25 protein-coding genes are annotated in these 20,865 nt (G+C 59.5%); 21 read left to right on the top strand and 4 right to left on the bottom strand.

The genetic code is table 11. The features are described 5' to 3' along the window. Positions 1 to 5 precede the first annotated feature (5 nt). Both AC2CGI_RS04600 and AC2CGI_RS04595 read right to left on the bottom strand, forming a co-directional pair. The gene (locus tag AC2CGI_RS04600; RefSeq protein WP_004934752.1) at positions 6 to 728 is read right to left on the bottom strand and encodes an RNA polymerase sigma factor FliA; all 723 of its coding nucleotides are present in this window, start codon (positions 726 to 728) and stop codon (positions 6 to 8) included. 182 nt (positions 729 to 910) lie between these two features. Then, positions 911 to 1,993: a flagellin FliC gene (locus AC2CGI_RS04595; protein WP_021504080.1), complete on the bottom strand. Its 1,083-nt coding sequence runs from the start codon at positions 1,991 to 1,993 to the stop codon at positions 911 to 913. 281 nt (positions 1,994 to 2,274) lie between these two features. On the opposite strand from AC2CGI_RS04595, the gene fliD reads away from it, so the two are divergent. From fliD to AC2CGI_RS04575, 4 genes are all read left to right on the top strand, one after another. Continuing rightward, on the top strand, positions 2,275 to 3,675 hold the full coding sequence (gene fliD, locus AC2CGI_RS04590; RefSeq protein ID WP_015378237.1) for a flagellar filament capping protein FliD: 1,401 nt from the start codon (positions 2,275 to 2,277) through the stop codon (positions 3,673 to 3,675). A 26-nt stretch (positions 3,676 to 3,701) separates the two neighbouring features. Then, the gene (gene fliS, locus AC2CGI_RS04585) at positions 3,702 to 4,112 is read left to right on the top strand and encodes a flagellar export chaperone FliS (RefSeq protein WP_004934758.1); all 411 of its coding nucleotides are present in this window, start codon (positions 3,702 to 3,704) and stop codon (positions 4,110 to 4,112) included. Next, positions 4,112 to 4,480, top strand: a complete 369-nt coding sequence (gene fliT, locus AC2CGI_RS04580; RefSeq protein ID WP_033632765.1) for a flagella biosynthesis regulatory protein FliT — start codon at positions 4,112 to 4,114, stop codon at positions 4,478 to 4,480. The genes fliS and fliT overlap by 1 nt, the downstream gene beginning before the upstream one ends. A gap of 308 nt (positions 4,481 to 4,788) precedes the next feature. Beyond that, positions 4,789 to 5,649, top strand: a complete 861-nt coding sequence (locus tag AC2CGI_RS04575) for a helix-turn-helix transcriptional regulator (protein ID WP_015378238.1) — start codon at positions 4,789 to 4,791, stop codon at positions 5,647 to 5,649. Between the two features lie 466 nt (positions 5,650 to 6,115). Here AC2CGI_RS04575 and AC2CGI_RS04570 read toward each other — a convergent pair whose 3' ends face one another. Beyond that, the gene (locus AC2CGI_RS04570) at positions 6,116 to 7,045 is read right to left on the bottom strand and encodes a LysR family transcriptional regulator (protein WP_076740732.1); all 930 of its coding nucleotides are present in this window, start codon (positions 7,043 to 7,045) and stop codon (positions 6,116 to 6,118) included. A 128-nt stretch (positions 7,046 to 7,173) separates the two neighbouring features. On the opposite strand from AC2CGI_RS04570, the gene AC2CGI_RS04565 reads away from it, so the two are divergent. After that, positions 7,174 to 7,773, top strand: a complete 600-nt coding sequence (locus AC2CGI_RS04565; RefSeq protein WP_021504082.1) for an FMN-dependent NADH-azoreductase — start codon at positions 7,174 to 7,176, stop codon at positions 7,771 to 7,773. A gap of 244 nt (positions 7,774 to 8,017) precedes the next feature. On the opposite strand, the gene fliE is transcribed toward AC2CGI_RS04565, so the two are convergent. After that, positions 8,018 to 8,332 (bottom strand): flagellar hook-basal body complex protein FliE, encoded by a 315-nt coding sequence (gene fliE / locus AC2CGI_RS04560; RefSeq protein ID WP_004934773.1) that lies wholly within the window; start codon positions 8,330 to 8,332, stop codon positions 8,018 to 8,020. A gap of 315 nt (positions 8,333 to 8,647) precedes the next feature. Here fliE and fliF point away from each other — a divergent pair, with 315 nt between their 5' ends. The 16 genes from fliF to AC2CGI_RS04480 all read left to right on the top strand — a co-directional run bounded on the left by fliF (position 8,648) and on the right by AC2CGI_RS04480 (position 20,827). Further along, positions 8,648 to 10,342: a flagellar basal-body MS-ring/collar protein FliF gene (gene fliF / locus AC2CGI_RS04555; protein ID WP_015378242.1), complete on the top strand. Its 1,695-nt coding sequence runs from the start codon at positions 8,648 to 8,650 to the stop codon at positions 10,340 to 10,342. Next, a complete protein-coding gene (gene fliG, locus AC2CGI_RS04550) occupies positions 10,339 to 11,331 on the top strand; it encodes a flagellar motor switch protein FliG (protein ID WP_004934775.1) in 993 nt (330 codons plus the stop codon). Before fliF ends, fliG begins: the two co-directional genes overlap by 4 nt. After that, positions 11,324 to 12,028, top strand: coding sequence for a flagellar assembly protein FliH (fliH, locus tag AC2CGI_RS04545; protein WP_004934780.1), 705 nt, complete (start codon positions 11,324 to 11,326; stop codon positions 12,026 to 12,028). The genes fliG and fliH overlap by 8 nt, the downstream gene beginning before the upstream one ends. After that, a complete protein-coding gene (gene fliI, locus AC2CGI_RS04540; protein WP_004934781.1) occupies positions 12,028 to 13,389 on the top strand; it encodes a flagellar protein export ATPase FliI in 1,362 nt (453 codons plus the stop codon). The genes fliH and fliI overlap by 1 nt, the downstream gene beginning before the upstream one ends. A 20-nt stretch (positions 13,390 to 13,409) precedes the next feature. After that, entirely contained in the window at positions 13,410 to 13,856 is a 447-nt protein-coding gene (gene fliJ, locus AC2CGI_RS04535; protein ID WP_004934783.1) for a flagellar export protein FliJ, read from the top strand. Then, complete coding sequence (locus tag AC2CGI_RS04530) at positions 13,853 to 15,082, top strand: flagellar hook-length control protein FliK (RefSeq protein WP_021504083.1); 1,230 nt, start codon at positions 13,853 to 13,855, stop codon at positions 15,080 to 15,082. The genes fliJ and AC2CGI_RS04530 overlap by 4 nt, the downstream gene beginning before the upstream one ends. A gap of 165 nt (positions 15,083 to 15,247) precedes the next feature. Then, positions 15,248 to 15,733 (top strand): flagellar basal body-associated protein FliL, encoded by a 486-nt coding sequence (gene fliL / locus AC2CGI_RS04525; protein ID WP_015378245.1) that lies wholly within the window; start codon positions 15,248 to 15,250, stop codon positions 15,731 to 15,733. A 5-nt stretch (positions 15,734 to 15,738) separates the two neighbouring features. Next, a complete protein-coding gene (gene fliM, locus AC2CGI_RS04520; protein WP_004934798.1) occupies positions 15,739 to 16,743 on the top strand; it encodes a flagellar motor switch protein FliM in 1,005 nt (334 codons plus the stop codon). Next, positions 16,736 to 17,152 carry a flagellar motor switch protein FliN gene (gene fliN, locus AC2CGI_RS04515; RefSeq protein WP_004934799.1) on the top strand — a complete coding sequence of 139 codons (417 nt, stop codon included), beginning with the start codon at positions 16,736 to 16,738 and terminating at the stop codon, positions 17,150 to 17,152. The genes fliM and fliN overlap by 8 nt, the downstream gene beginning before the upstream one ends. Beyond that, positions 17,152 to 17,556: a flagellar biosynthetic protein FliO gene (fliO, locus tag AC2CGI_RS04510; protein WP_015378246.1), complete on the top strand. Its 405-nt coding sequence runs from the start codon at positions 17,152 to 17,154 to the stop codon at positions 17,554 to 17,556. Before fliN ends, fliO begins: the two co-directional genes overlap by 1 nt. After that, positions 17,553 to 18,314: a flagellar type III secretion system pore protein FliP gene (gene fliP / locus AC2CGI_RS04505; protein ID WP_004934802.1), complete on the top strand. Its 762-nt coding sequence runs from the start codon at positions 17,553 to 17,555 to the stop codon at positions 18,312 to 18,314. Before fliO ends, fliP begins: the two co-directional genes overlap by 4 nt. Positions 18,315 to 18,335: 21 nt before the next feature. After that, positions 18,336 to 18,605: a flagellar biosynthesis protein FliQ gene (gene fliQ, locus AC2CGI_RS04500; protein ID WP_004934803.1), complete on the top strand. Its 270-nt coding sequence runs from the start codon at positions 18,336 to 18,338 to the stop codon at positions 18,603 to 18,605. A 2-nt stretch (positions 18,606 to 18,607) separates the two neighbouring features. After that, positions 18,608 to 19,390, top strand: coding sequence for a flagellar biosynthetic protein FliR (gene fliR / locus AC2CGI_RS04495; RefSeq protein WP_021504085.1), 783 nt, complete (start codon positions 18,608 to 18,610; stop codon positions 19,388 to 19,390). Positions 19,391 to 19,745: 355 nt separating this feature from the next. Continuing rightward, a complete protein-coding gene (gene sra, locus AC2CGI_RS04490; protein WP_004934807.1) occupies positions 19,746 to 19,880 on the top strand; it encodes a stationary-phase-induced ribosome-associated protein in 135 nt (44 codons plus the stop codon). Between the two features lie 339 nt (positions 19,881 to 20,219). Then, a complete protein-coding gene (locus AC2CGI_RS04485; protein ID WP_015378248.1) occupies positions 20,220 to 20,486 on the top strand; it encodes a hypothetical protein in 267 nt (88 codons plus the stop codon). A 14-nt stretch (positions 20,487 to 20,500) separates the two neighbouring features. Beyond that, entirely contained in the window at positions 20,501 to 20,827 is a 327-nt protein-coding gene (locus AC2CGI_RS04480) for a hypothetical protein (protein WP_015378249.1), read from the top strand. Positions 20,828 to 20,865 lie beyond the last annotated feature (38 nt).

Below are 20,865 nucleotides of genomic sequence, written 5' to 3'. Positions count from 1 at the left end.
CGCCGTCAGGTATCGTTCGCCAGCCGCGCGCGCAGCCGTTTGATCGCCTGACTGTGCAGTTGGCTGACGCGGGATTCCCCCACGTCCAGCACGGCGCCGATCTCTTTGAGATTCAACTCTTCCTGGTAATACAGCGTCAGCACCATTTTTTCGCGCTCCGGCAACGCCTCGATGGCGTCGATCACCCGCTGGCGCAGGCTGCCTTCCAACAGGTGATGCAGCGGGTTGGCCTCTTCATGCCCTTCCAGCATCGGTTCCGCGTTCTCGCCATGCTCCTCGCGCCATTCGTCGTAGGAGAAAAGCTGGCTGTTATTGGTGTCCAACAGAATTTGACGGTACTCATCCAGCGAGATGTTCAGCGTCTGCGCCACTTCCGTCTCGCTCGCCGGACGGCCGTAACGCTGTTCCAGTTGCCGCATCACCTGCGCGACCTCGCGCGCGTGGCGCCGCACGCTGCGCGGCACCCAGTCGCGGCTGCGCAACTCGTCGAGCATCGCGCCGCGAATGCGCTGCACCGCATAGGTGGTAAAGGCGGTTCCCTGTAGGGCGTCATAACGCTCAACGGCGTTTAATAGCCCGATTCCCCCGGCCTGCAACAGGTCGTCAAGCTCCACGCTGGCGGGCAGCCTGACCTGCAGGCGCAACGCCTCGTGGCGCACTAACGGCACGTAGCGCAACCAGAGAGAATTTTTGTCCATCACGCCTTCGGCGGTATACAGATCGCTCACTATGTCTTAAACCTGCGGATAAGAGAGTCAGCGCTATTATGCGTAGGGGGCGGAATGCCAATCGGCTGAACAGTCGCACAAAACGGGCTTTATTTGCGCCATGTAATAACCGCGCGGTGCGCGAGCATAAAAAAACCCCGCCGAAGCGGGGTTTCTTTGCGACAGTTAATCGGGAGAGACGATTAACGCAGCAGGGACAGGACGTTCTGAGTAGACTGGTTAGCCTGTGCCAGAACAGAGGTGCCAGCCTGTTGCAGGATGTTGGCGCGGCTCATGTTGGACACTTCGGTCGCGTAGTCAGCATCCTGGATACGGGACTGAGAAGCGGACAGGTTGTTCACGGTGCTGTTCAGGTTGTTGATAACAGAATCGAAACGGTTCTGTACCGCACCCAGGGAAGAACGCAGACCGTCAACCTGAGACAGCGCTTTGTCCAGGGTAGCCAGCGGATCAGGAATGTCCACTGCAGTGGTGCTTGCAGCAAATTTCACGGTATCAGCTGCACCGCCAGTACCTGCAGTGAAGGTTGGAGTCGCTGAAACGTAAGATTTTTTACCGTCGGTGGCAGTGGTTTCGACCATGTAGATGGTTTTGCCATCTTTATCAGAACCTGATACCAGCTTCTCATTCGCCTTCAGACCAGATGCGTCAACTTTAGCATCGCCAACGGTACCTGCGTTGTCATACTTGATAGTTGCGCCATCAGCGATCTGAGAACCAACTTTGTTGCCTTTGGTCGTCACATTAAAGGTATCCAGACCCAGCTCTTTAGCGTCGATCTTTTTCAGATCGATATCGATGGTTTCACCGTCGTTAGCGCCAACCTGGATAGTCAGTTTCTGATCGCTGCTCAGCACTTTCACGCCGTTGAAGTCAGTCTGCTCGGAGATACGGTTGATTTCAGACAGACGCTGAGTGATTTCGTCCTGGATGGATTTCAGGTCGCTGGTGGAGTTGGAACCGTTCTGCGCCTGTACGGTCAGACGACGGATGTTCTGCAGGTTGTCGTTAACTTCGTTCAGTGCGCCTTCAGTGGTCTGCGCCAGAGAGATACCGTCGTTGGCGTTGCGGGAAGCCTGAGTCAGGCCTTTGATGTTCGCGGTGAAACGGTTGGAGATCGCCTGACCCGCAGCATCGTCTTTCGCGCTGTTGATACGCAGACCGGAAGACAGACGCTCAATCGCAGTGCCCAGAGAAGACTGAGATTTGTTCAGGTTGTTCTGCGCCATCAGAGACAGGCTGTTAGTGTTGATTACTTGTGCCATTGTTTGCTTTCCTTACGAGTCAGTTGCGTTCTTCGCAACACGGTTAAAAGGTTCGGGCTTGTTTGCCCACGGCGTCAACCACCGTCCCCTCAGGTATCGGCCCTCCCCTAACAACCTTTAGCAATTTTTTAAAATTTTTTGTGCCCGTTGCAATGGCGGAAATAACGCGCTTTTTCCCTCCTCTATTGCGCCATCGTTTTTTTGTTTTTTTCGGTAAACTTTTTCACCACTGGGCCGATAACGCGTAAAGCGAATAAAGTCATAATCAAGGAGAATTACTCATGGCAACGATCAGTTCATTAGGTCTCGGCTCAGGACTCGACCTCAATGGCTTGCTGGATAAGCTGACCAAAGCGGAACAACAGCGCCTGACCCCTTACACCACCAAGCAATCCAGCTACAACGCCCAGCTGACCGGTTACGGCACGTTGAAAGGCGCGCTGGAAAAATTCGACAATCTCAGCAAAGAGATGGCGAAAGAAGATTTCTTCAAGGCCACCACCGCCACCGAACACGACGCCTTCAAGATCACCACCAACGCCAAGGCGGTGCCGGGCAACTATGTGGTGGAAGTGAACAAACTGGCGCAGGCGCAAACCCTGACCACCCAGGCGAAAGTCAGCGACCAGGGCGCTAAGTTGGGCGCTGAAGGCGTGACAGACCGCTCCCTGACCATTACCGCCGGCAACCCGCCGAAAGAAACCAAAATCCCGCTGAGCGACGATCAAACCTCGCTGGTTGAGCTGCGCGACGCCATCAACGGCGCCAAAGCCGGCGTCACCGCCAGCATCATGCGCGTCGGCGACAACGACTATCAGTTGGCGGTCAGCTCCTCCACCACCGGCGAAAACAACAAGATTTCTCTGCAGGTCGATAACGACGACCAACTGGGCGATATCCTGAACTACAACGCCACCCGCGGCACCGGCACCGCCATGAAGCAGACGGTCGCGCCGCAGGATGCTGAGCTGACGGTGAACGGCACCGCTATCAAGCGCAGCACCAACTCGATCAGCGATGCCCTGCAAGGCGTCACCATCGATCTGAAAACCAAAACCAAAACCGATGAACCGCAACACCTGGTGATCAGCACCAACACCGCCGGCACCACCGACAAGATCAAAGAGTGGGTCGACAGCTATAACTCGCTGCTGGACACCTTCAACGCGTTGTCCAAGTTCACCCCGGTGAAAACTGGCGAAGCGCCAAACCCAACCAACGGCCCGCTGCTGGGCGACAACACCCTGCGCGGCATTCAGTCGTCGATCAAAAGCGCGCTGAGCGCAGCCCAGGACAACCCGGAGTTAAAAGGCCTGGGCAACCTCGGCATTTCCACCAACACCAAAACCGGCAAGCTGGAAATCGACAGCGCCAAGCTGAAGAAAGCGATGGATGAGAAGCCGGATCAAGTCAGCAACTTCTTCGTCGGTAACGGCAAAGACACCGGCATGGCCACCGAGATCCACAACGAGATCCAGAGCTACATCAAATCCGGCGGCATCATCGAGAACTCGACCAAAAGCATCAACACCAACCTCGATCGCCTGAACAGCCAGATCACAACGGTCACCGCCAGCATTCAGAACACCATCGATCGTTATAAACAACAGTTCGTTCAGCTGGATACCATGATGTCGAAAATGAACGGCACCAGTAACTATTTGGCTCAACAGTTCAAGTAACCCTTTAACAAGGTAAAGAAAACAGCATGTATAACCGTAGCGGCACTCAGGCCTATGCACAGGTCAGTCTGGAAAGCGGCGCCATGAGCGCCAGCCCGCACCAGTTAATCGTGATGTTGTTCGACGGGGCGCTCAGCGCCCTGCTTCGCGCACGCATCCTGATGAACCAGGGCGATATCGCCGGCAAAGGCATGGCGCTGTCCAAAGCCATCAATATCATCGACAACGGCCTGAAAAGTGGCCTCGACCCTCAGCAGGGCGGCGAGATCGCCGAAAATCTGGCAGCATTGTACGACTACATGAAGCGTCGACTGATGCAGGCCAACCTGCACAACGACGAAGCGGCGATCGCCGAAGTGGTTAAACTGCTGGAAAACATCGCCGACGCCTGGCGCCAGATCGGCCCTAACTACCAACCTTCGCAGGACGCCGTGTAATGGAACGTCAACAGCAGCTGTTAGCCGCTTATCAACAAATTTATAGCCTGAGCAGCCAGATGATCGCGCTGGCGCAAACCGGGCGCTGGGAGGAGCTCGTCGAGCTCGAATTCGCTTACGTGACGGCGGTGGAGAAAACCGCCGCCTATACCGGGCAAGCCGGCCCGTCCATGGCGCTGCAGGAGATGTTGCGCAATAAGTTGCAACAGATCCTCGACAACGAAACCGAGCTCAAGCGTCTGTTACAGCAGCGAATGGATGAGCTGAAGATGCTGATCGAACAGTCCACGCGCCAGAACGTGGTCAACAATACCTACGGCCAGTTTCATGATCGTGCACTGTTGCTGGGGGAACCACAGGTCCGATAAGATCGACAATACTGACGAAAATGGATTAAATAGCACTATGCCCTATTACTCTCGGGTTACGTTAGGATATTAATCTATGGCATTTGAATTATTCAGTTTATGGGTAATTGGTAAAATGCGCGCTTCGAGCCTGGCTCTCACTTTAATGGATAAACATCATCCCGACACGGACGTTTTCTGTTCAGCAGGAAATTGATTTTTGATAGATAAAACACGCCGCTGTGTTTCACGGCCCATGGAAAAATGTTGCTCCAACGCTGATCAAAGCGTAAAGATATTCTCAGATAATGGCTGCGAAATGAATATCGATGGAACGTACAATTAATCTCTGTCCTGGAATTGGCGCCTCAGCGCACATCATTCAGCATACTGAATTATTATTCCCTTCAGTCTATTTTGAGCAACCACATCTGTATCTGATACAACAAGGCCATAAGCGCGTACGCTGGCAACAACACGAAGTGGTCGCTCATCCCGGCGAGCTGTTGATTATCGACGGCGGGCAAACGGTGGACATTATTAACGGCCCGTCCGAAGACGGCGTATTCAGCTGCCAGTTGCTGACCTGCGATCCCCTGTTGCTCACCGTCCAACCTCCGGCGGAGGAAACGCCGGCGCCGATGCCGTTCGAGGCCGTCCTGGCGCTGCGCAACCTGCCCTGCGCCCTCAAGCACAGTTTTGAAACCACCGGTCTGGCGCTGACGCTGCGGCAACGCTTTCCCACCATCATCGTGCGGCACAAAATGCTGGAAATTCTGCTGTGGCTGGCCCAATTCGGCATTCGCTTTATTCACAACGAAGCCAAGGATCTGACGCAACGCGTGCGCCGCTGCCTGGCGACCGACCCGCACAGCATTTGGACGGCGGCCAAAGTCGCGGAAAGCCTGTCGATGAGTGAAGTGATGTTGCGCCGCAAACTGTCGATGGAAAATACCGCATTGCGCAATCTGATGATCGACGTGCGCATGAGTAGCGCGCTGGCCCTGCTGCAGTCGACCGACTGGCCGATCTCCGCCATCGCGCAACATGTGGGTTATGAAAGCGCATCGCGTTTCGCCGAACGTTTTCGCAAACGCTTCGGTTTCGCGCCTACCGCCATTCGCGGCCATCAAAGGATTATGGAACCCGGTTCTCAGGGCGTTGAGGCGATGGTCGCCGGAGAAACATAAATAGACGCGCAACAAAATGGCTTTATTTAACACAAGTCCCTAACGGTTGTAACACCACTGAGATACGCTAAGCAACGCCCATCCGCCGAACAGCGAATTAAATGATGCGTAATGAAAAGCGATTATTTTCTCTGGCAATAATTTTGTTGGGGTTGTGGCTGTTAGCCTTACTGAATGAAGAAGAGATGATGCGTTTACTGGCCGCACAATAAAACGGCCAGGCTTTTTATCGTCTGGTCAGACTTCAGTCCAGTTTAACCAGAACGCCAATTAATACCGCCAGCAGCGCCAACATTAAAATACTGATCAGACGCCATCTGGATTCGCTTTTCGTGCTCATTGACCGGCCTCGAATAATAACCCTACTAATCACGTCATAATAAACGGTCACCTGCGCATTCAATAAACCTGACAGCACCATTTTCTGCCCTCTATTCGGTACATTAGTCGGTTGTGGCACCGGCCATTAGCGATGCGATACCCACGGTGCCGCAAGCGCCAATTTTCCCGGCAGCTCCGCCACCAGCTTGTCTACCGCCAGCCGCACCTTAAGCGGCTGGTAAGGCATATAGGGCCACACGACGTTCACCGGGAAACTGAGGCTGGGCTCACCGCGCATGATCTCCACCAACGTCCCCGCCATCAGCCGCTCGCGCACCAGCCACTCCGGCAGCCAGGCAATACCGGCGCCGGCGGACACCGCATCGACGATCCCCTGCATGTCGTCCATCATCATCTTGGCCGGTGGCCTGAACGGCCGCAGCTCGCCGTTTTCACCGCGAAGCTGCCAGGGCAGCACGGCCCCGGCATGCAGATACCCCACCGCCTGATGTCGGCTTAACGCCTCTACCGTTCTCGGTTCACCGCAGCGCTGCAGATAATCGGGCGAGGCGCACAGCAGCATGCCGTGTTCGCCCAAGCGCCGGGCAACCAGGCTGCCGCTGTCCGCCAGCTCGCCAATGCGCACCGCCAGATCGAACCCCTCGTCGACGAGATCGATCCTGCGGTCGCTGAATGAAATCTCCAGCGTCAGTAAGGGATGCTCATTCGCCAGCGCCGTCAACACGGGCGCAATGCACAAATGGCCGAACAGCACCGGCACCGAGACTCTGAGCCGGCCGCTGACCTGCATCTTGCCGCTGTCGAGCTGGTTTTCCGCCGCCTGAATGTTTGCCAACGCCTGCCGGCAGTGCTCATAGTACAGCGCCCCTTCATCCGTCAGGCTCAGGCTGCGCGTGGTGCGCATAAACAACATCACGCCAAGCCGAGCCTCGAGACGCGACACGATTTTGCTGACCGCAGAGCGCGTCAGATGCAGTTTCTCTGCGGCGGCGGCGAAACTGCCGCCTTCCGCTACGGCAACAAAGGCCGGCAGCGCACTCAGATCGCTTTTCATCTTAATGTTGCCAATATGGAATCAATTTAGTGAAAAACTATCACCACTGGTGAACCTCAAGCAATGATAACCTGCAGTCATTCCGAATCCCCGGTGAAAACCACAGATGACCGTCAGAGGACAGCAGCATGAAAAAAATACTGGTACTCAAATCCAGCATTATGGGAAATGACTCGCAGACCAATAACCTGATTGACCGCTATCTGGCGGCGCGTAAGGCGAAAGGACACGAAGATCGGATCGTCGAACACGATCTGACTGCATTGGATCTGCCGGTATTGGACGGCGAGCTGTTCGGTGCGTTGCGCGGCGCGGAAAACATCAGCCCACGCGCCAAAGCGGCGGTGGCGCTCTCCAACCAGCTGATTGCCGAACTGAAAGAGAGCGATCTGCTGCTGCTCGGCGCGCCGATGTACAACCTCAACGTCCCGACCCAGTTGAAAAACTGGTTCGATTTGGTGGCTCGCGCCCGGATGACCTTCAACTATACCGCCACCTACCCGGTGGGGTTGGTGGAAGGCGTCAATGCGCTGGTATTCAGTTCACGCGGCGGCATGCACGCCGGGCATCCGACGGATGCCGTAACGCCCTACCTGCGTTCGGTGCTGGGGCTGATGGGGATCGGCGACGTGCAATTTATCTATGCCGAAGGGCTGGACATGAAACCGCACGGCCGCGATCAGGGGCTGGCGAACGCCCACCAGCGGATCGCGGAATTGGCGGGCTGAAGCAAATGCACGGCAGCATTGATTTGTTATAATATAACAAATATGATAATCGCGTTGACGCCACCTCGAGCGGCTGTCGACGCTCCTACATGACATAAATGTTTTATCGCACCTTCAGCCAGCTATTTCGATAGCTGGTTTTTTTTCCTCGGTTGGCGCTGCGGCTTCAGCATTGTCGGACTGGCCGTCACTCTAAGGTAACAGCGCCGAGCCAAATTTCACCGAAAAATAGTCGGCACGTTCATCACACCGGCATATTCATGATGTCCTGGTAGGCCGCCACCAGCTTGTTGCGCACCTGCACGCCCAGTTGCAAAGAGACCGACGATTTCTGCAGATCGACCATCACATCGTTCAGGCTGATGCCTGGCGCGCCCAGCTCGAAGTCCTGCGCCTGTTTGCGCGCCGTTTGCTGGGTCTCGCTGATCTTGCCGAGCGCCGCGGTCAGTTCGCTGGCGAAGCTGACGCCCTGCGGCGCCGCATTCTGCCCCATCTTGCCGGCCTGAACCGCCATGGTCTGCATCTGCTGCAGTACCCCTTCAATGCCCTGAATCGCCATCTGGTCCTCAATCCTCTCGTCTCGCCGGGTGACGTTTTCACCCTGCACTTCTCCAATGATGCACACCCTAGCACAGCGTTTTCGGACCTAAAGCGGTTAATTAACTGCAAAAAACCCGGCTTATCGGGCAATCGGAATTGTCTGATAAGGCGAATAATGGCCTGCCCAGAAATGGGAGCGCCGCTATTTAGAAGATATGTGTATCAGGGAGTCTGTTTTGTCACACAACGCTAACCATACCGTTCATCAGCCTGGCAGGGAGCTGCTCAGCGGCCCGTACGGGATCGTGAGCGCCATTGAAGGACGAGACCTAAAATGAGTGCTTCGATAACCGCCGGCGAAAGCCGCGACAACGGCCTGCAGGCCATCTGGAACCGTCTGCGCGCCAACCCGAAAATTCCGTTGCTGGTCGCCGCTTCCGCCGCGATCGCGATCGTCGTCGCGCTGCTGTTGTGGGTGAAAAGCCCCGACTACCGCGTGCTGTACAGCAATCTGAACGACCGCGACGGCGGCGCCATCGTCACCCAGTTGACGCAGATGAATATCCCTTACCGCTTTGCCGAGAATGGCGCGGCGCTGCTGATCCCGGCGGAAAAGGTGCATGAAACCCGTCTGCGCCTGGCGCAGCAAGGGCTGCCGAAAGGCGGCGCCGTCGGCTTCGAACTGCTGGATCAGGAAAAATTCGGCATCAGCCAGTTCAGCGAGCAGATTAACTATCAGCGCGCCCTCGAGGGCGAGCTGTCGCGCACCATCGAATCGCTGGGGCCGGTGCAAAACGCCCGCGTTCACCTGGCGCTGCCTAAACCTTCGCTGTTCGTGCGCGAACAGAAATCCCCTTCCGCCTCGGTAACGCTCACCCTGCAACCCGGCCGTGCGCTGGACGACGGCCAGATCAACGCCATCGTTTATATGGTGTCGAGCAGCGTCGCCGGCCTGCCGCCGGGCAACGTGACCGTGGTCGATCAGGCCGGCCGCCTGCTGACCCAGTCCGACGGCACCGGGCGCGATCTCAACGCTTCGCAGCTGAAATACGCCAACGAAGTGGAAAACGGCTTCCAGCGCCGCATCGAAGCGATCCTCGCCCCGGTGGTCGGCAGCGCCAACGTGCGTGCGCAGGTCACGGCGCAGATCGACTTCGCCACGCGCGAACAAACCGATGAACAGTACCAACCTAACCAGCAGCCGAATAAAGCCGCCATCCGCTCACAGCAAACCAGCCTGAGCGAGCAGATCGGCGGGCCGCAGGTCGGCGGCGTGCCGGGCGCGCTGTCCAACCAACCGAGCGCTCCGCCTACGGCGCCGATTGAAACCGCCAAGCCGGCGGCGGGCAATAACGCCAACGCCACCGCGCAAAACGCCGCGACCACCCGCAGCGCGGCGGCCAGCGGCGTGCCGCAAAATACCCGTCGCGACGCGACCACCAACTACGAGCTCGATCGCACCATCCGTCATACCCAGCAAAAAGCCGGCACCGTGCAGCGTCTGTCGGTCGCCGTGGTGGTCAACTACCTCGGCGCGGATAAAGACGGCAAACCGCAGCCGATGAGCAAAGAACAGCTGGCGCAGATCGAAGCGCTGGTGCGTGAAGCGATGGGCTACTCCAGCAGCCGCGGCGATACCCTGAACGTGGTCAACACGCCGTTTACCGACGCTCAGGTGACCGGCGGTGAACTGCCGTTCTGGCAAAGCCAGTCGTTTATCGATCGCCTGATCGACGCGGGCCGCTATCTGCTGGTGCTGCTGGTGGCCTGGCTGCTGTGGCGCAAACTGGTGCGGCCGCAGCTGCAACAGCGCCAGGCCGCACAACAGGCCGCCCTCGCCGCCGCCAACGCCCCTGCCGCCAAAGCGGCCGACAGCAACAAACCGAGCAACGAGGAGCTGGCGCAGCGTCGCAAATCGCAGCAGCGCGTCAGCGCAGAAGTCCAGAGCCAGCGGATCCGCGATCTGGCTGACAAAGACCCGCGCGTGGTCGCTCTGGTAATCCGCCAATGGATGAGTAACGAGATATGAGCCTGACCGGAACCGACAAAAGCGCCATCTTGCTGATGACGCTGGGTGAAGATCGCGCGGCGGAGGTGTTCAAACACCTCTCCTCGCGCGAAGTACAGCTGCTGAGCGGCACCATGGCCGGCATGAGCCAGGTGTCGCACAAACAGCTCGGCGAAATACTGACCGAGTTTGAAGACGACGCCGAGCAATACGCGGCGCTGAGCGTCAACGCCAGCGACTATCTGCGTTCGGTGCTGGTCAAGGCGCTGGGCGAAGAGCGCGCCGCCAGCCTGTTGGAAGACATTCTCGAATCGCGCGAGACCACCACCGGCATGGAAACGCTCAACTTTATGGAGCCGCAGAGCGCCGCCGATCTGATCCGCGACGAACACCCGCAGATCATCGCCACCATTCTGGTGCACCTCAAACGCGGCCAGGCGGCAGACATCCTGGCCCTGTTCGACGAACGCCTGCGCAACGACGTGATGCTGCGTATCGCCACCTTCGGCGGCGTGCAGCCGGCGGCGTTGGCGGAGCTGACCGAAGTGCTGAACAACCTGCTCGACGGCCAGAACCTCAAGCGCAGCAAAATGGGCGGGGTGCGCACCGCCGCCGAAATCATCAACCTGATGAAAACCCAGCAGGAAGAAGCGGTCATCGACGCGATGCGCGAATACGACGGCGAGCTGGCGCAGAAGATCATCGACGAGATGTTCCTGTTCGAAAACCTGGTGGAAGTCGACGATCGCAGCATCCAACGCCTGCTGCAGGAAGTGGAAGGCGAGTCGCTGCTGATCGCGTTGAAAGGCGCCGAACAGCCGCTGCGCGAGAAGTTCCTCAAGAACATGTCGCAACGCGCCGCCGACATCCTGCGCGACGACCTGGCCAACCGTGGGCCGGTGCGCATGTCGCAGGTGGAGAACGAGCAGAAAGCCATCCTGCTGGTGGTAAGACGCCTGGCGGAAACCGGCGAAATGATCATCGGCGGCGGCGAGGACACCTATGTCTGATCGCATTAACACCCTGCCCTGGCAGCCCTGGTCGCTCAACGATTTGGGCGAACAGAAACCGGCTCTCGAGCTGCCGCCATTGCCGGATCTCGAACTTGACGATCCGTCGCCGGACGCGCAGGCCGAATTGCAGCAGCAGCTGGCGACGCTGCGGCTGCAGGCGGAGCAACAGGGCCAGCAACTGGGCTATGCCGACGGCCAGCAAAAAGGCTATGAGGCCGGTTTTCAGTCCGGTCTGGAAGAAGGCCGTCAACAAGGGCTGCTGGAAGCGCAGCAGCAGCAACAGCCGCTGACCGCCCACTGGCAGCAGTTGGTCACCGAATTCCAGCACACGTTGGACGCGCTCGACAGCGTGATCGCTTCGCGGCTGATGCAGCTGGCGTTGACCGCCGCCAAACAGGTGCTGGGCCAGCCGCCGGTGTGCGACGGCACCGCCCTGCTCGCGCAGATCCAACAGCTGATTCAGCAGGAGCCGATGTTCAACGGCAAGCCGCAGCTGCGGGTCCACCCGGACGACTACCCACGCGTCGAGCAGCAGCTGGGGGTCACCCTCAGTCTGCACGGCTGGCGCCTGCTGGCGGACGGCGAACTGCACCCGGGCGGCTGCAAGGTCAGCGCCGAGGAAGGCGATCTCGACGCCAGCCTGGCGACGCGCTGGCATGAACTGTGCCGCCTGGCGGCACCGGGAGAAGTCTGATGACCGCGCGTCTCGGCCGCTGGCTGAGCTCTCTGGATACGCTGGAAAAACGCATCGCCCGCGCGCCGACGGTGCGCCGCTACGGTCGCCTGACCCGCGCTACCGGGCTGGTGCTGGAGGCCACCGGCCTGCAGCTGCCGCTCGGCGCGACCTGCCTCATCGAACGGCACGACGCCGGTGAGGTGCAGGAAGTAGAAAGCGAAGTGGTGGGCTTCAACGGCCAGCGGTTGTTCCTGATGCCGTTGGAAGAAGTGGAAGGCATCGTGCCGGGCGCGCGGGTTTACGCCCGCATCGCGCCGGAAGGCCAAAGCGCCGGCAAACAGCTGCCGCTCGGCCCGGCGCTGCTGGGGCGCGTGCTGGACGGCAGCGCCAAACCGCTCGACGGCCTGCCTTCACCGGAAACCGGTTACCGCGCGCCGCTGATCACCGCGCCGTTCAACCCCTTGCAGCGCACGCCAATTGAGCAGGTGCTGGACGTGGGGGTGCGCACCATCAACGGCCTGCTGACCGTCGGGCGCGGTCAGCGCATGGGCCTGTTCGCCGGCTCCGGCGTCGGTAAGAGCGTGTTGCTCGGCATGATGGCCCGTTATACCCAGGCGGATGTGATCGTCGTTGGCCTGATCGGCGAGCGCGGCCGCGAGGTCAAAGACTTTATCGAGAACATTCTCGGTGCCGAAGGCCGCGCGCGCTCGGTAGTGATCGCCGCGCCGGCGGACGTGTCGCCGCTGCTGCGCATGCAGGGGGCGGCTTACGCCACCCGCATCGCCGAAGATTTCCGCGACCGCGGGCAGCACGTGCTGCTGATCATGGACTCCCTTACCCGCTACGCCATGGCGCAGCGTGAGATCGCCCTGGCCATCGGCGAGCCGCCGGCGACCAAAGGCTATCCGCCTTCGGTCTTCGCCAAGCTGCCTGCGCTGGTGGAACGCGCGGGCAACGGCATCAGCGGCGGCGGCTCCATCACCGCTTTCTACACCGTGTTAACCGAAGGGGACGATCAGCAAGACCCGATCGCCGACTCGGCGCGCGCCATCCTCGATGGCCACGTGGTGCTGTCGCGGCGGCTGGCGGAGGCCGGCCACTACCCGGCTATCGACATCGAAGCGTCAATCAGCCGCGCCATGACGTCGCTGATCGACGAAGAGCATTATCGCCGGGTTCGCACCTTCAAACAGATGCTGGCCAGCTATCAACGCAACCGCGATCTGATCAGCGTCGGCGCCTACGCGGCGGGCAGCGATCCATTGCTGGACAAAGCGATGACGCTGTATCCGCAGATGGAAGCCTACCTGCAGCAGGGTATCTTCGAACGCAGCGGCTATGATGAAGCCTGTCAACAGCTGCAGCAGTTGATTGTTTAACGTCACAGAGGCGCAGAGCGATGAAATCACAATCCCCCCTGATTACCCTGCGCGATCTGGCGCAGGATGCGGTGGAGCAAGCCGCGCAACAGCTTGGCCAGGTGCGGCAGGCGCAGCAGGCGGCGGAGCAGCAGCTGTCGATGCTGCTCAACTATCAGGACGAATACCGCCAGAAGCTGAATCATACGCTCTGCGACGGCATGGACAGCTCACGCTGGCAAAACTACCAGCAGTTTATCGGCACGCTGGAGCAGGCCATCGACCAGCACCGCCAGCAGCTGCTGCAGTGGGGGCAGAAAGTGGATCACGCGGTGAAGCAATGGCAAGACAAACAACAGCGGCTGAACGCTTTCGAAACCCTGCATACCCGCGCAATGAACGCGGAGCAGCAGCAGGAGAACAAACGGGATCAAAAATTGATGGATGAATTCGCTCAACGCAGCGCACAAAGGAATATCAACCCATGAATCTGAACGCCCTGCCCGGCCTGGCCTTACCCGGCGACGCCGGCGGTCTGACCGAACTGACCTCGGCGCTGGACGAAAGCCAGCTGTCGTCCGCTTTTGCCCAGCTGCTCGGCGCGCGTTTCGCGCCCGCCGCCGATGGCAAACCTCAGCCGGCCACGCTGAGCGCGGACGAGGAGCGCGCCCCGGCCCTGAGCCGCAACCAGCTCAATCAGCTGCTGGCCACCTTCGGCGAGCGCGGCGGCCTGTTGCCGAACCTGTCAGCCTCAGCCGACGCGCCTTCTTCTGAAGCCGTTGAAGGCGATGCGCCCGCCGCCGGCGATAAACCGGCGCAGCCGCCGATCGTCGCCGCCAAAGAGCTGGATGCCGCGACGCTGCAGGCGCTGTACGCCATGCTGCCGGCCGCGATCGTCGCTCAGGCGCAACCGGCCGAAGGCCAACGGTCGCTGCCGATGGAAAACGCTGACGAGGCGACTGCGCTGCAGCCCGGCAACGGCCTGCTGAACATCGCGGCGGCCGGTGATAACACCGCCGCGCGCTCGTCGGCGGCCCCCGCCCCGGCGGTGACGGGCGCGAAAACGCCGGCTACCGATGGCGACAACGCTGCCGCGGCGCTCCCGCAGCCGACCAGCGGTGAACGCGCAAACGCCGCACAGCCGCTGCCGGCGAGCGATGCGCAGCAGCAACCGACGCTCAATCACGCTGTCGCCCTGGCCGCCGCCAGCCCGACGCAAACGACCGCCCCGGCCAGCGCGCTGGTGACGGCACCGCCGGCTCCGCAGCTCAACGCGCAGCTGGGCAGCCCGGAGTGGCAGCAGGCGTTGAACCAACAGGTGCTGATGTTCCACCGCAACGGCCAGCAGAGCGCCGAGCTGCGCCTGCACCCGCAGGAACTGGGCGCCTTGCAGATCACGCTGAAACTGGACGACCAGCAGGCGCAGCTGCACATCGCCTCCGCGCACGGCCAGGTGCGTGCGGCGGTGGAAGCGGCGATGCCGCAGCTGCGGCACGCGCTGGCGGAGAGCGGTATCAACCTGGGGCAGAGCAGCGTGGGCGGCGAGTCCACCCCGCACTGGCAGCAGGCGCAACAGCAGGCTTCCAACGGCCAGGGCCGTTCCAGTTATGCTGAACATCATGGCGCTGACGGCGCAGCCGCCGAGGGCGTCAGCGCACCGGCGGCGCTGCAGCGTATGGCCAGCGCGGTCAACGGCGTCGATATTTTCGCCTGAGCCGCCGCAAACGCCCAAGCTGGCACCCATTTGCGCGTCTATTCAGGCTATTGCACGCCACAATAGACGCGATAATACCTTTACATGTCATGCGTGCGGCTTTGCCGCGCGCGATGCCCGCCGCCTCGCCGGCCGCGGGTGGAACAACAGGAATTAGATTTCGCTATGTCTCAGAACTCCCTTCCGGCAGCACCGAAACGCCCCCTTCTGGTCATCCTGCTGGTGTTGATCAGCGTCGTCGCCTGTGGCGCCGCGGGCTACAGCTGGTGGCTGCTGCAACAGCATAAAAACGGCGCCGAACCGGCCGCCGTCAAAGAACAACCGCCGGCGGCGCCGGTGTTCATGCCGCTCGACACCTTTACCGTCAACCTGGTGACGCCGGACAACAACCCGGATCGCGTGCTGTACATCGGCCTCACGCTGCGTCTGCCGGACGAAAGTACCCGCCGCCAGCTGAACGATTTTCTGCCGGAAGTGCGCAGCCGTCTGCTGATGCTGCTTTCCCGCCAGGAAGCGAGCCAGTTGGCCAATGAACAAGGGAAGCAACAGTTGGTGGCGCAGATTAAGGATGTGCTCAGCCCGCCGCTGGTTAAGGGACAACCGAAGCAGGTGGTCAGCGACGTGCTGTTCACCGCCTTCATACTGCGGTAATCACTATGGGCGATAGCATTCTTTCACAGGCAGAGATCGACGCCTTGCTCAACGGCGACAGCGCGGGTGATGAACCCGAGGCGGTGGTCGGCAAAGAGAGCGAGGTCAAGCCTTACGATCCGAACACCCAGCGCCGCGTGGTGCGCGAGCGCCTGCACGCGCTGGAAATTATCAACGAACGTTTTGCCCGGCAGTTCCGCATGGGATTGTTCAACCTGCTGCGCCGCAGCCCGGACATTACCGTCGGCCCGATCAAAATCCAGCCGTATCACGAGTTCGCCCGCAACCTGCCGGTGCCGACCAACCTGAACCTGGTGCATCTGAATCCGCTGCGCGGCACCGCCCTGTTCGTGTTCGCGCCGAGCCTGGTGTTCATCGCCGTCGATAACCTGTTCGGCGGCGACGGCCGCTTCCCGACCAAGGTCGAAGGCCGCGAATTCACCCCGACCGAACAACGGGTGATCAAGCGCATGCTGCGTCTGGCGCTGGACGCCTACGGCGACGCCTGGAGCGCCATCTACAAGATCGACGTAGAGTACGTGCGCGCCGAAATGCAGGTGAAGTTCACCAACATCACCACCTCGCCGAACGACATCGTGGTCACCACGCCGTTCCAGGTGGAGATCGGCGCGCTGACCGGCGAGTTCAACATCTGCATTCCCTTCGCGATGATCGAACCGCTGCGCGAGCTGTTGACCAACCCGCCGCTGGAAAATTCGCGGCAGGAAGACAGCCACTGGCGCGAAACGCTGGTGAAGCAGGTGCAGCACTCCGAACTGGAGCTGATCGCCAACTTCGTCGATATCCCGATGCGGCTGTCGAAAGTCCTGAAGCTGCAACCGGGCGATGTATTACCGATAGACAAGCCGGAACGCCTGATCGCCCATGTGGACGGCGTACCGGTTCTGACCAGCCAATACGGCACGTTGAACGGGCAATACGCCCTGCGTGTTGAACATTTGATTAACCCTATTTTGAATGCTCTGAGTGAGGAACAGCCCAATGAGTGATCCTAAGCAACCGTCTGGCGAAGGAAAGGAATCCGTAGACGATCTGTGGGCTGATGCGTTTAACGAGCAGCAGTCTTCAGAGAAATCCGGCGCGAGCACCGAAGGGGTGTTCAAGTCGCTGGAAGCTCAGGATGCGCTCGGCAGCCTGCAGGATATCGACCTGATTCTGGATATTCCGGTCAAGCTGACCGTGGAACTGGGGCGCACCAAGATGACCATCAAAGAGTTGCTGCGCCTGTCGCAGGGCTCGGTGGTGGCGCTGGACGGCCTGGCCGGCGAACCGCTGGATATCCTGATCAACGGTTACCTGATCGCACAAGGTGAAGTGGTGGTGGTGGCCGACAAGTTCGGCGTGCGCATCACCGACATCATCACCCCGTCCGAACGCATGCGTCGACTGAGCCGCTGATGACCGTCGCCGCGCCCGTTACCGTGCAAAGCACCCAACAACCCGCCGCGCCGGCCCTGCCGGCCGGTTCGGTGTTGATGCAGGTCAGCAGCGCGCTCGGCGGCATTCTGCTGCTGATCCTGCTGGCCGGTTGGCTGTTCCGTCGGCTGGGGTTCGCCCCGCAGGCGCGCAACAACAAACTGCTCAACCTGCGCGCCAGTTGCCAGGTCGGGCAGCGCGAACGCGTGGTAGTGGTGGAAGTCGACGACACCCTGCTGGTCTTGGGCGTCACCGCCCAGCAGATCACTCCGCTGCACACCCTGCCCGCCCCGCCGAAAGACGAAGGCGAGACCAACGCGGCGACGCCGGCGGACTTCCGCCAACTGATGCAAAAAGTTCTGAAACGCCCGGAAAAATCGGCATGACCTCGACTCTTCATACTCTCGTCCGCCGTCCGGCGGTTTGGCTCCCTGCCGCCCTGCTGCTGATCAGCCCGGCGGCTTTTGCACAACTGCCGGGGCTGATCAGCCAGCCGCTGGCCAACGGCGGCCAAAGCTGGTCGCTGCCGGTGCAGACGCTGGTGCTGTTGACCTCGCTGACCTTCTTGCCCGCCATGCTGCTGATGATGACCAGCTTCACCCGCATCATCATCGTGCTCGGCCTGCTGCGCAACGCGCTGGGCACGCCGTCGGCGCCGCCGAACCAGGTGATGCTGGGGCTGGCGCTGTTCCTGACCTTCTTCATCATGTCGCCGGTGTTCGACAAGGTTTATCAGGATGCCTATCTGCCATTCAGCCAGGACAAAATCGGGCTGGAAGTCGCGCTGGATAAAGGCGCGCAGCCGCTGCGCGAATTCATGCTGCGACAAACGCGCGAAACCGATCTGGCGCTGTACGCCAGACTGGCCAATCAGCCGCCGCTGGCCGGCCCGGAAGCGGTGCCGATGCGCATCCTGCTGCCCGCCTACGTCACCAGCGAACTGAAAACCGCCTTCCAGATCGGCTTTACGGTGTTCATTCCGTTCCTGATTATCGACCTGGTGGTCGCCAGCGTGCTGATGGCGCTGGGGATGATGATGGTGCCGCCCGCCACCATCTCGCTGCCGTTCAAGCTGATGCTGTTCGTGCTGGTCGATGGCTGGCAGCTGCTGCTTGGCTCGCTGGCGCAGAGCTTCTATTCGTAACCCCTGACCGGAGAAAGCGAGATGACACCTGAATCGGTTATGGCGCTCGGCACCGAAGCAATGAAAGTCGCGCTGGCGCTGGCCGCCCCGCTGCTGCTGGCGGCGCTCATCAGCGGCCTGGTGGTCAGCCTGCTGCAGGCCGCCACCCAGATCAACGAAATGACGCTGTCGTTCATCCCCAAAATTCTGGCGGTAGTGGCCACCATCATCATCGCCGGCCCCTGGATGCTGAACCTGTTGCTGGACTACATGCGCACCCTGTTCAGCAACCTGCCTACCCTGATCGGCTGACCGTGCTCACTTTCGACAGCGCCCAGCTCACCGTCTGGCTCAGCCACTATTTTTGGCCGCTGCTGCGCATTCTGGCGCTGATCAGCACCGCGCCGATATTCAGCGAAAAGCAAATCAGCAAAAAGGTCAAAATCGGCCTTGGCGGGCTGATCGTCATCCTGATCGCGCCGACGCTGCCCGCCAGCAATATTCCCATCTTCTCCGCCGCCGGCCTGTGGCTGGCGATTCAGCAAATACTGATCGGCGTGGCGCTGGGGTTGACCATGCAGTTCGCCTTCGCGGCGGTGCGCCTGGCGGGCGAAGTGATCGGCATGCAGATGGGCCTGTCGTTCGCCACCTTCTTCGATCCCAGCGGCGGCCCGAACATGCCGGTGCTGGCGCGCCTGCTTAACCTGTTGGCGATGTTGCTGTTCCTCAGCTTCGACGGCCATCTGTGGCTGATTTCGCTGCTGGCTGACAGCTTCCATACCCTGCCTGTCCAAACGCAGCCGCTGAACGGCAACGGTTTCCTGGTGTTGACTCAGGTCGGCTCGCTGATCTTCATCAACGGCATGATGTTGGCGCTGCCGCTGATCTGCCTGCTGTTGACGCTCAACATGGCGCTCGGCCTGCTCAACCGCATGACGCCGCAGCTGTCGGTGTTCGTGATCGGCTTCCCGGTCACCATGACCTTCGGCATCATGACGCTGGGCATGATGATGCCGATGCTGGCGCCGTTCTGCGAACATCTGTTCGGCGAAGTGTTCGATCGACTGGCGGCGGTGATCGGCGGCATGACCTTCTGAGCCCCTGTGCGGCCCCTTCCTTTCCCCCTCTTCCGCCTGAGACAAAATGGCAATAAAAACGCTTTCTTGGGACAAAAGCCTGAGAAACGGCTTTTATCCGGATTAAGGTTCAAATGTCTCCGGCGGCTTGAATAAATAAAACCCCGACCTAAAATAGACCCGGTAACAAAAATATCGCCACAGCGCGTGAGTCTCCGCAGCGATAATATACAACCATTGATTAGAGAAAAATAAAATAACGCAGCCACGCAGAGTTAAATGCGTGGTAGATAACTTACACCCTGAATAAATGCGTCTGGCAGCCTGCCGGCTGCAGGGCGCAGCATCGACCTTTGCTAACTACAGGAGCGAGATCATGATTAAAGCGAAAAGCAACCGCAAAGCACGCCGGTTATTCGGCATGGCCCACTGGAAAAGCAACAAATTTAAAGTTGCCATCAGCGAAACGGCCGCCGGTGAAAAATGGAAAGTGGTGAAGAAAAAGAAATAATCACGCAGGACCTGTAGCAAAATTCCGGGTTGCGCCCCTATCCGGCTTCTGCAGCGTCATTCGACGCGGCGCCGCATCGGCAGCCCGGGACCCACACTCATCACTCGCCGGCAAACCGTGCCGGTGTACTTTATTCTTAGGAAGGGAATAACGCGCCACATCACCCTGGCTGCTGCGTTAAATTTAAAAATAATGTATTAATGATTTAATTTACTCACACCCCTTATTTATTCACTGACAAGAAAAATCGATTTCCCACCTTATTTCCCCAGCGTTATATTGAAAACAACCTTGCTACCAGTACGCGGCAAGCCTCACTAAAATATAAACGGTGTAAATATGAAGATAAAGTTTCAGCTGAGTGATTTATTCATCAGCGGCATCGCCCTTTTGATCATGAGCACTATTTTAAACACACTGGGTTTTTCCTGGGGTTTATTTGCTCTGCCGCCTGGCGTCGATAGTTTTGTCATCATCCCGTTTACCTTATTTGGCTCATTGAAGTTGGCCGAGTGCCTCTATAAGCCAATACGCTGGCTGCTAAATGAGAGCCGCAAATCTCAAATCGAAAATAACAACCCTAAAAATAACGCTAAGTCGCGTTAACAGGAGATCGACCTATGCTGAGAGAACTGACCAGAGAAGAAATGCAACGGATTGGCGGCGCCGGTGACGGCAATAACGGCGGCGACCGGGATCGCGACTATGGCCCAAGCTCCTACGGCGCGCAGGCGAACGGCTTCCAGCCTAATTGGGCGGCGAAAGGCTATGGGCTATTTCAGGATCCTTGTACCGGCGCAGTGGTGACCGGCGCCATTGCCATGGCCGGCGCCCTGGCCAGCCGTAACGGCAGTGCAATTGGCACTGCGGCAGCCTCAGCCTTCGTCAACATAGGCGGTCAATGCACTAAAGGGTCCGGCAACGATCGCGGCGTGCCTTTCCGCTAACGCGTAAGCTGAATGGGGAACATGCAGACAAAAAAAGG

The organism is Serratia sp. LSHTC3 (assembly GCF_057197125.1).
The sequence above is the reverse complement of the archived record's forward strand: the minus strand, read 5'-3'. Positions and strand labels throughout refer to the sequence as shown.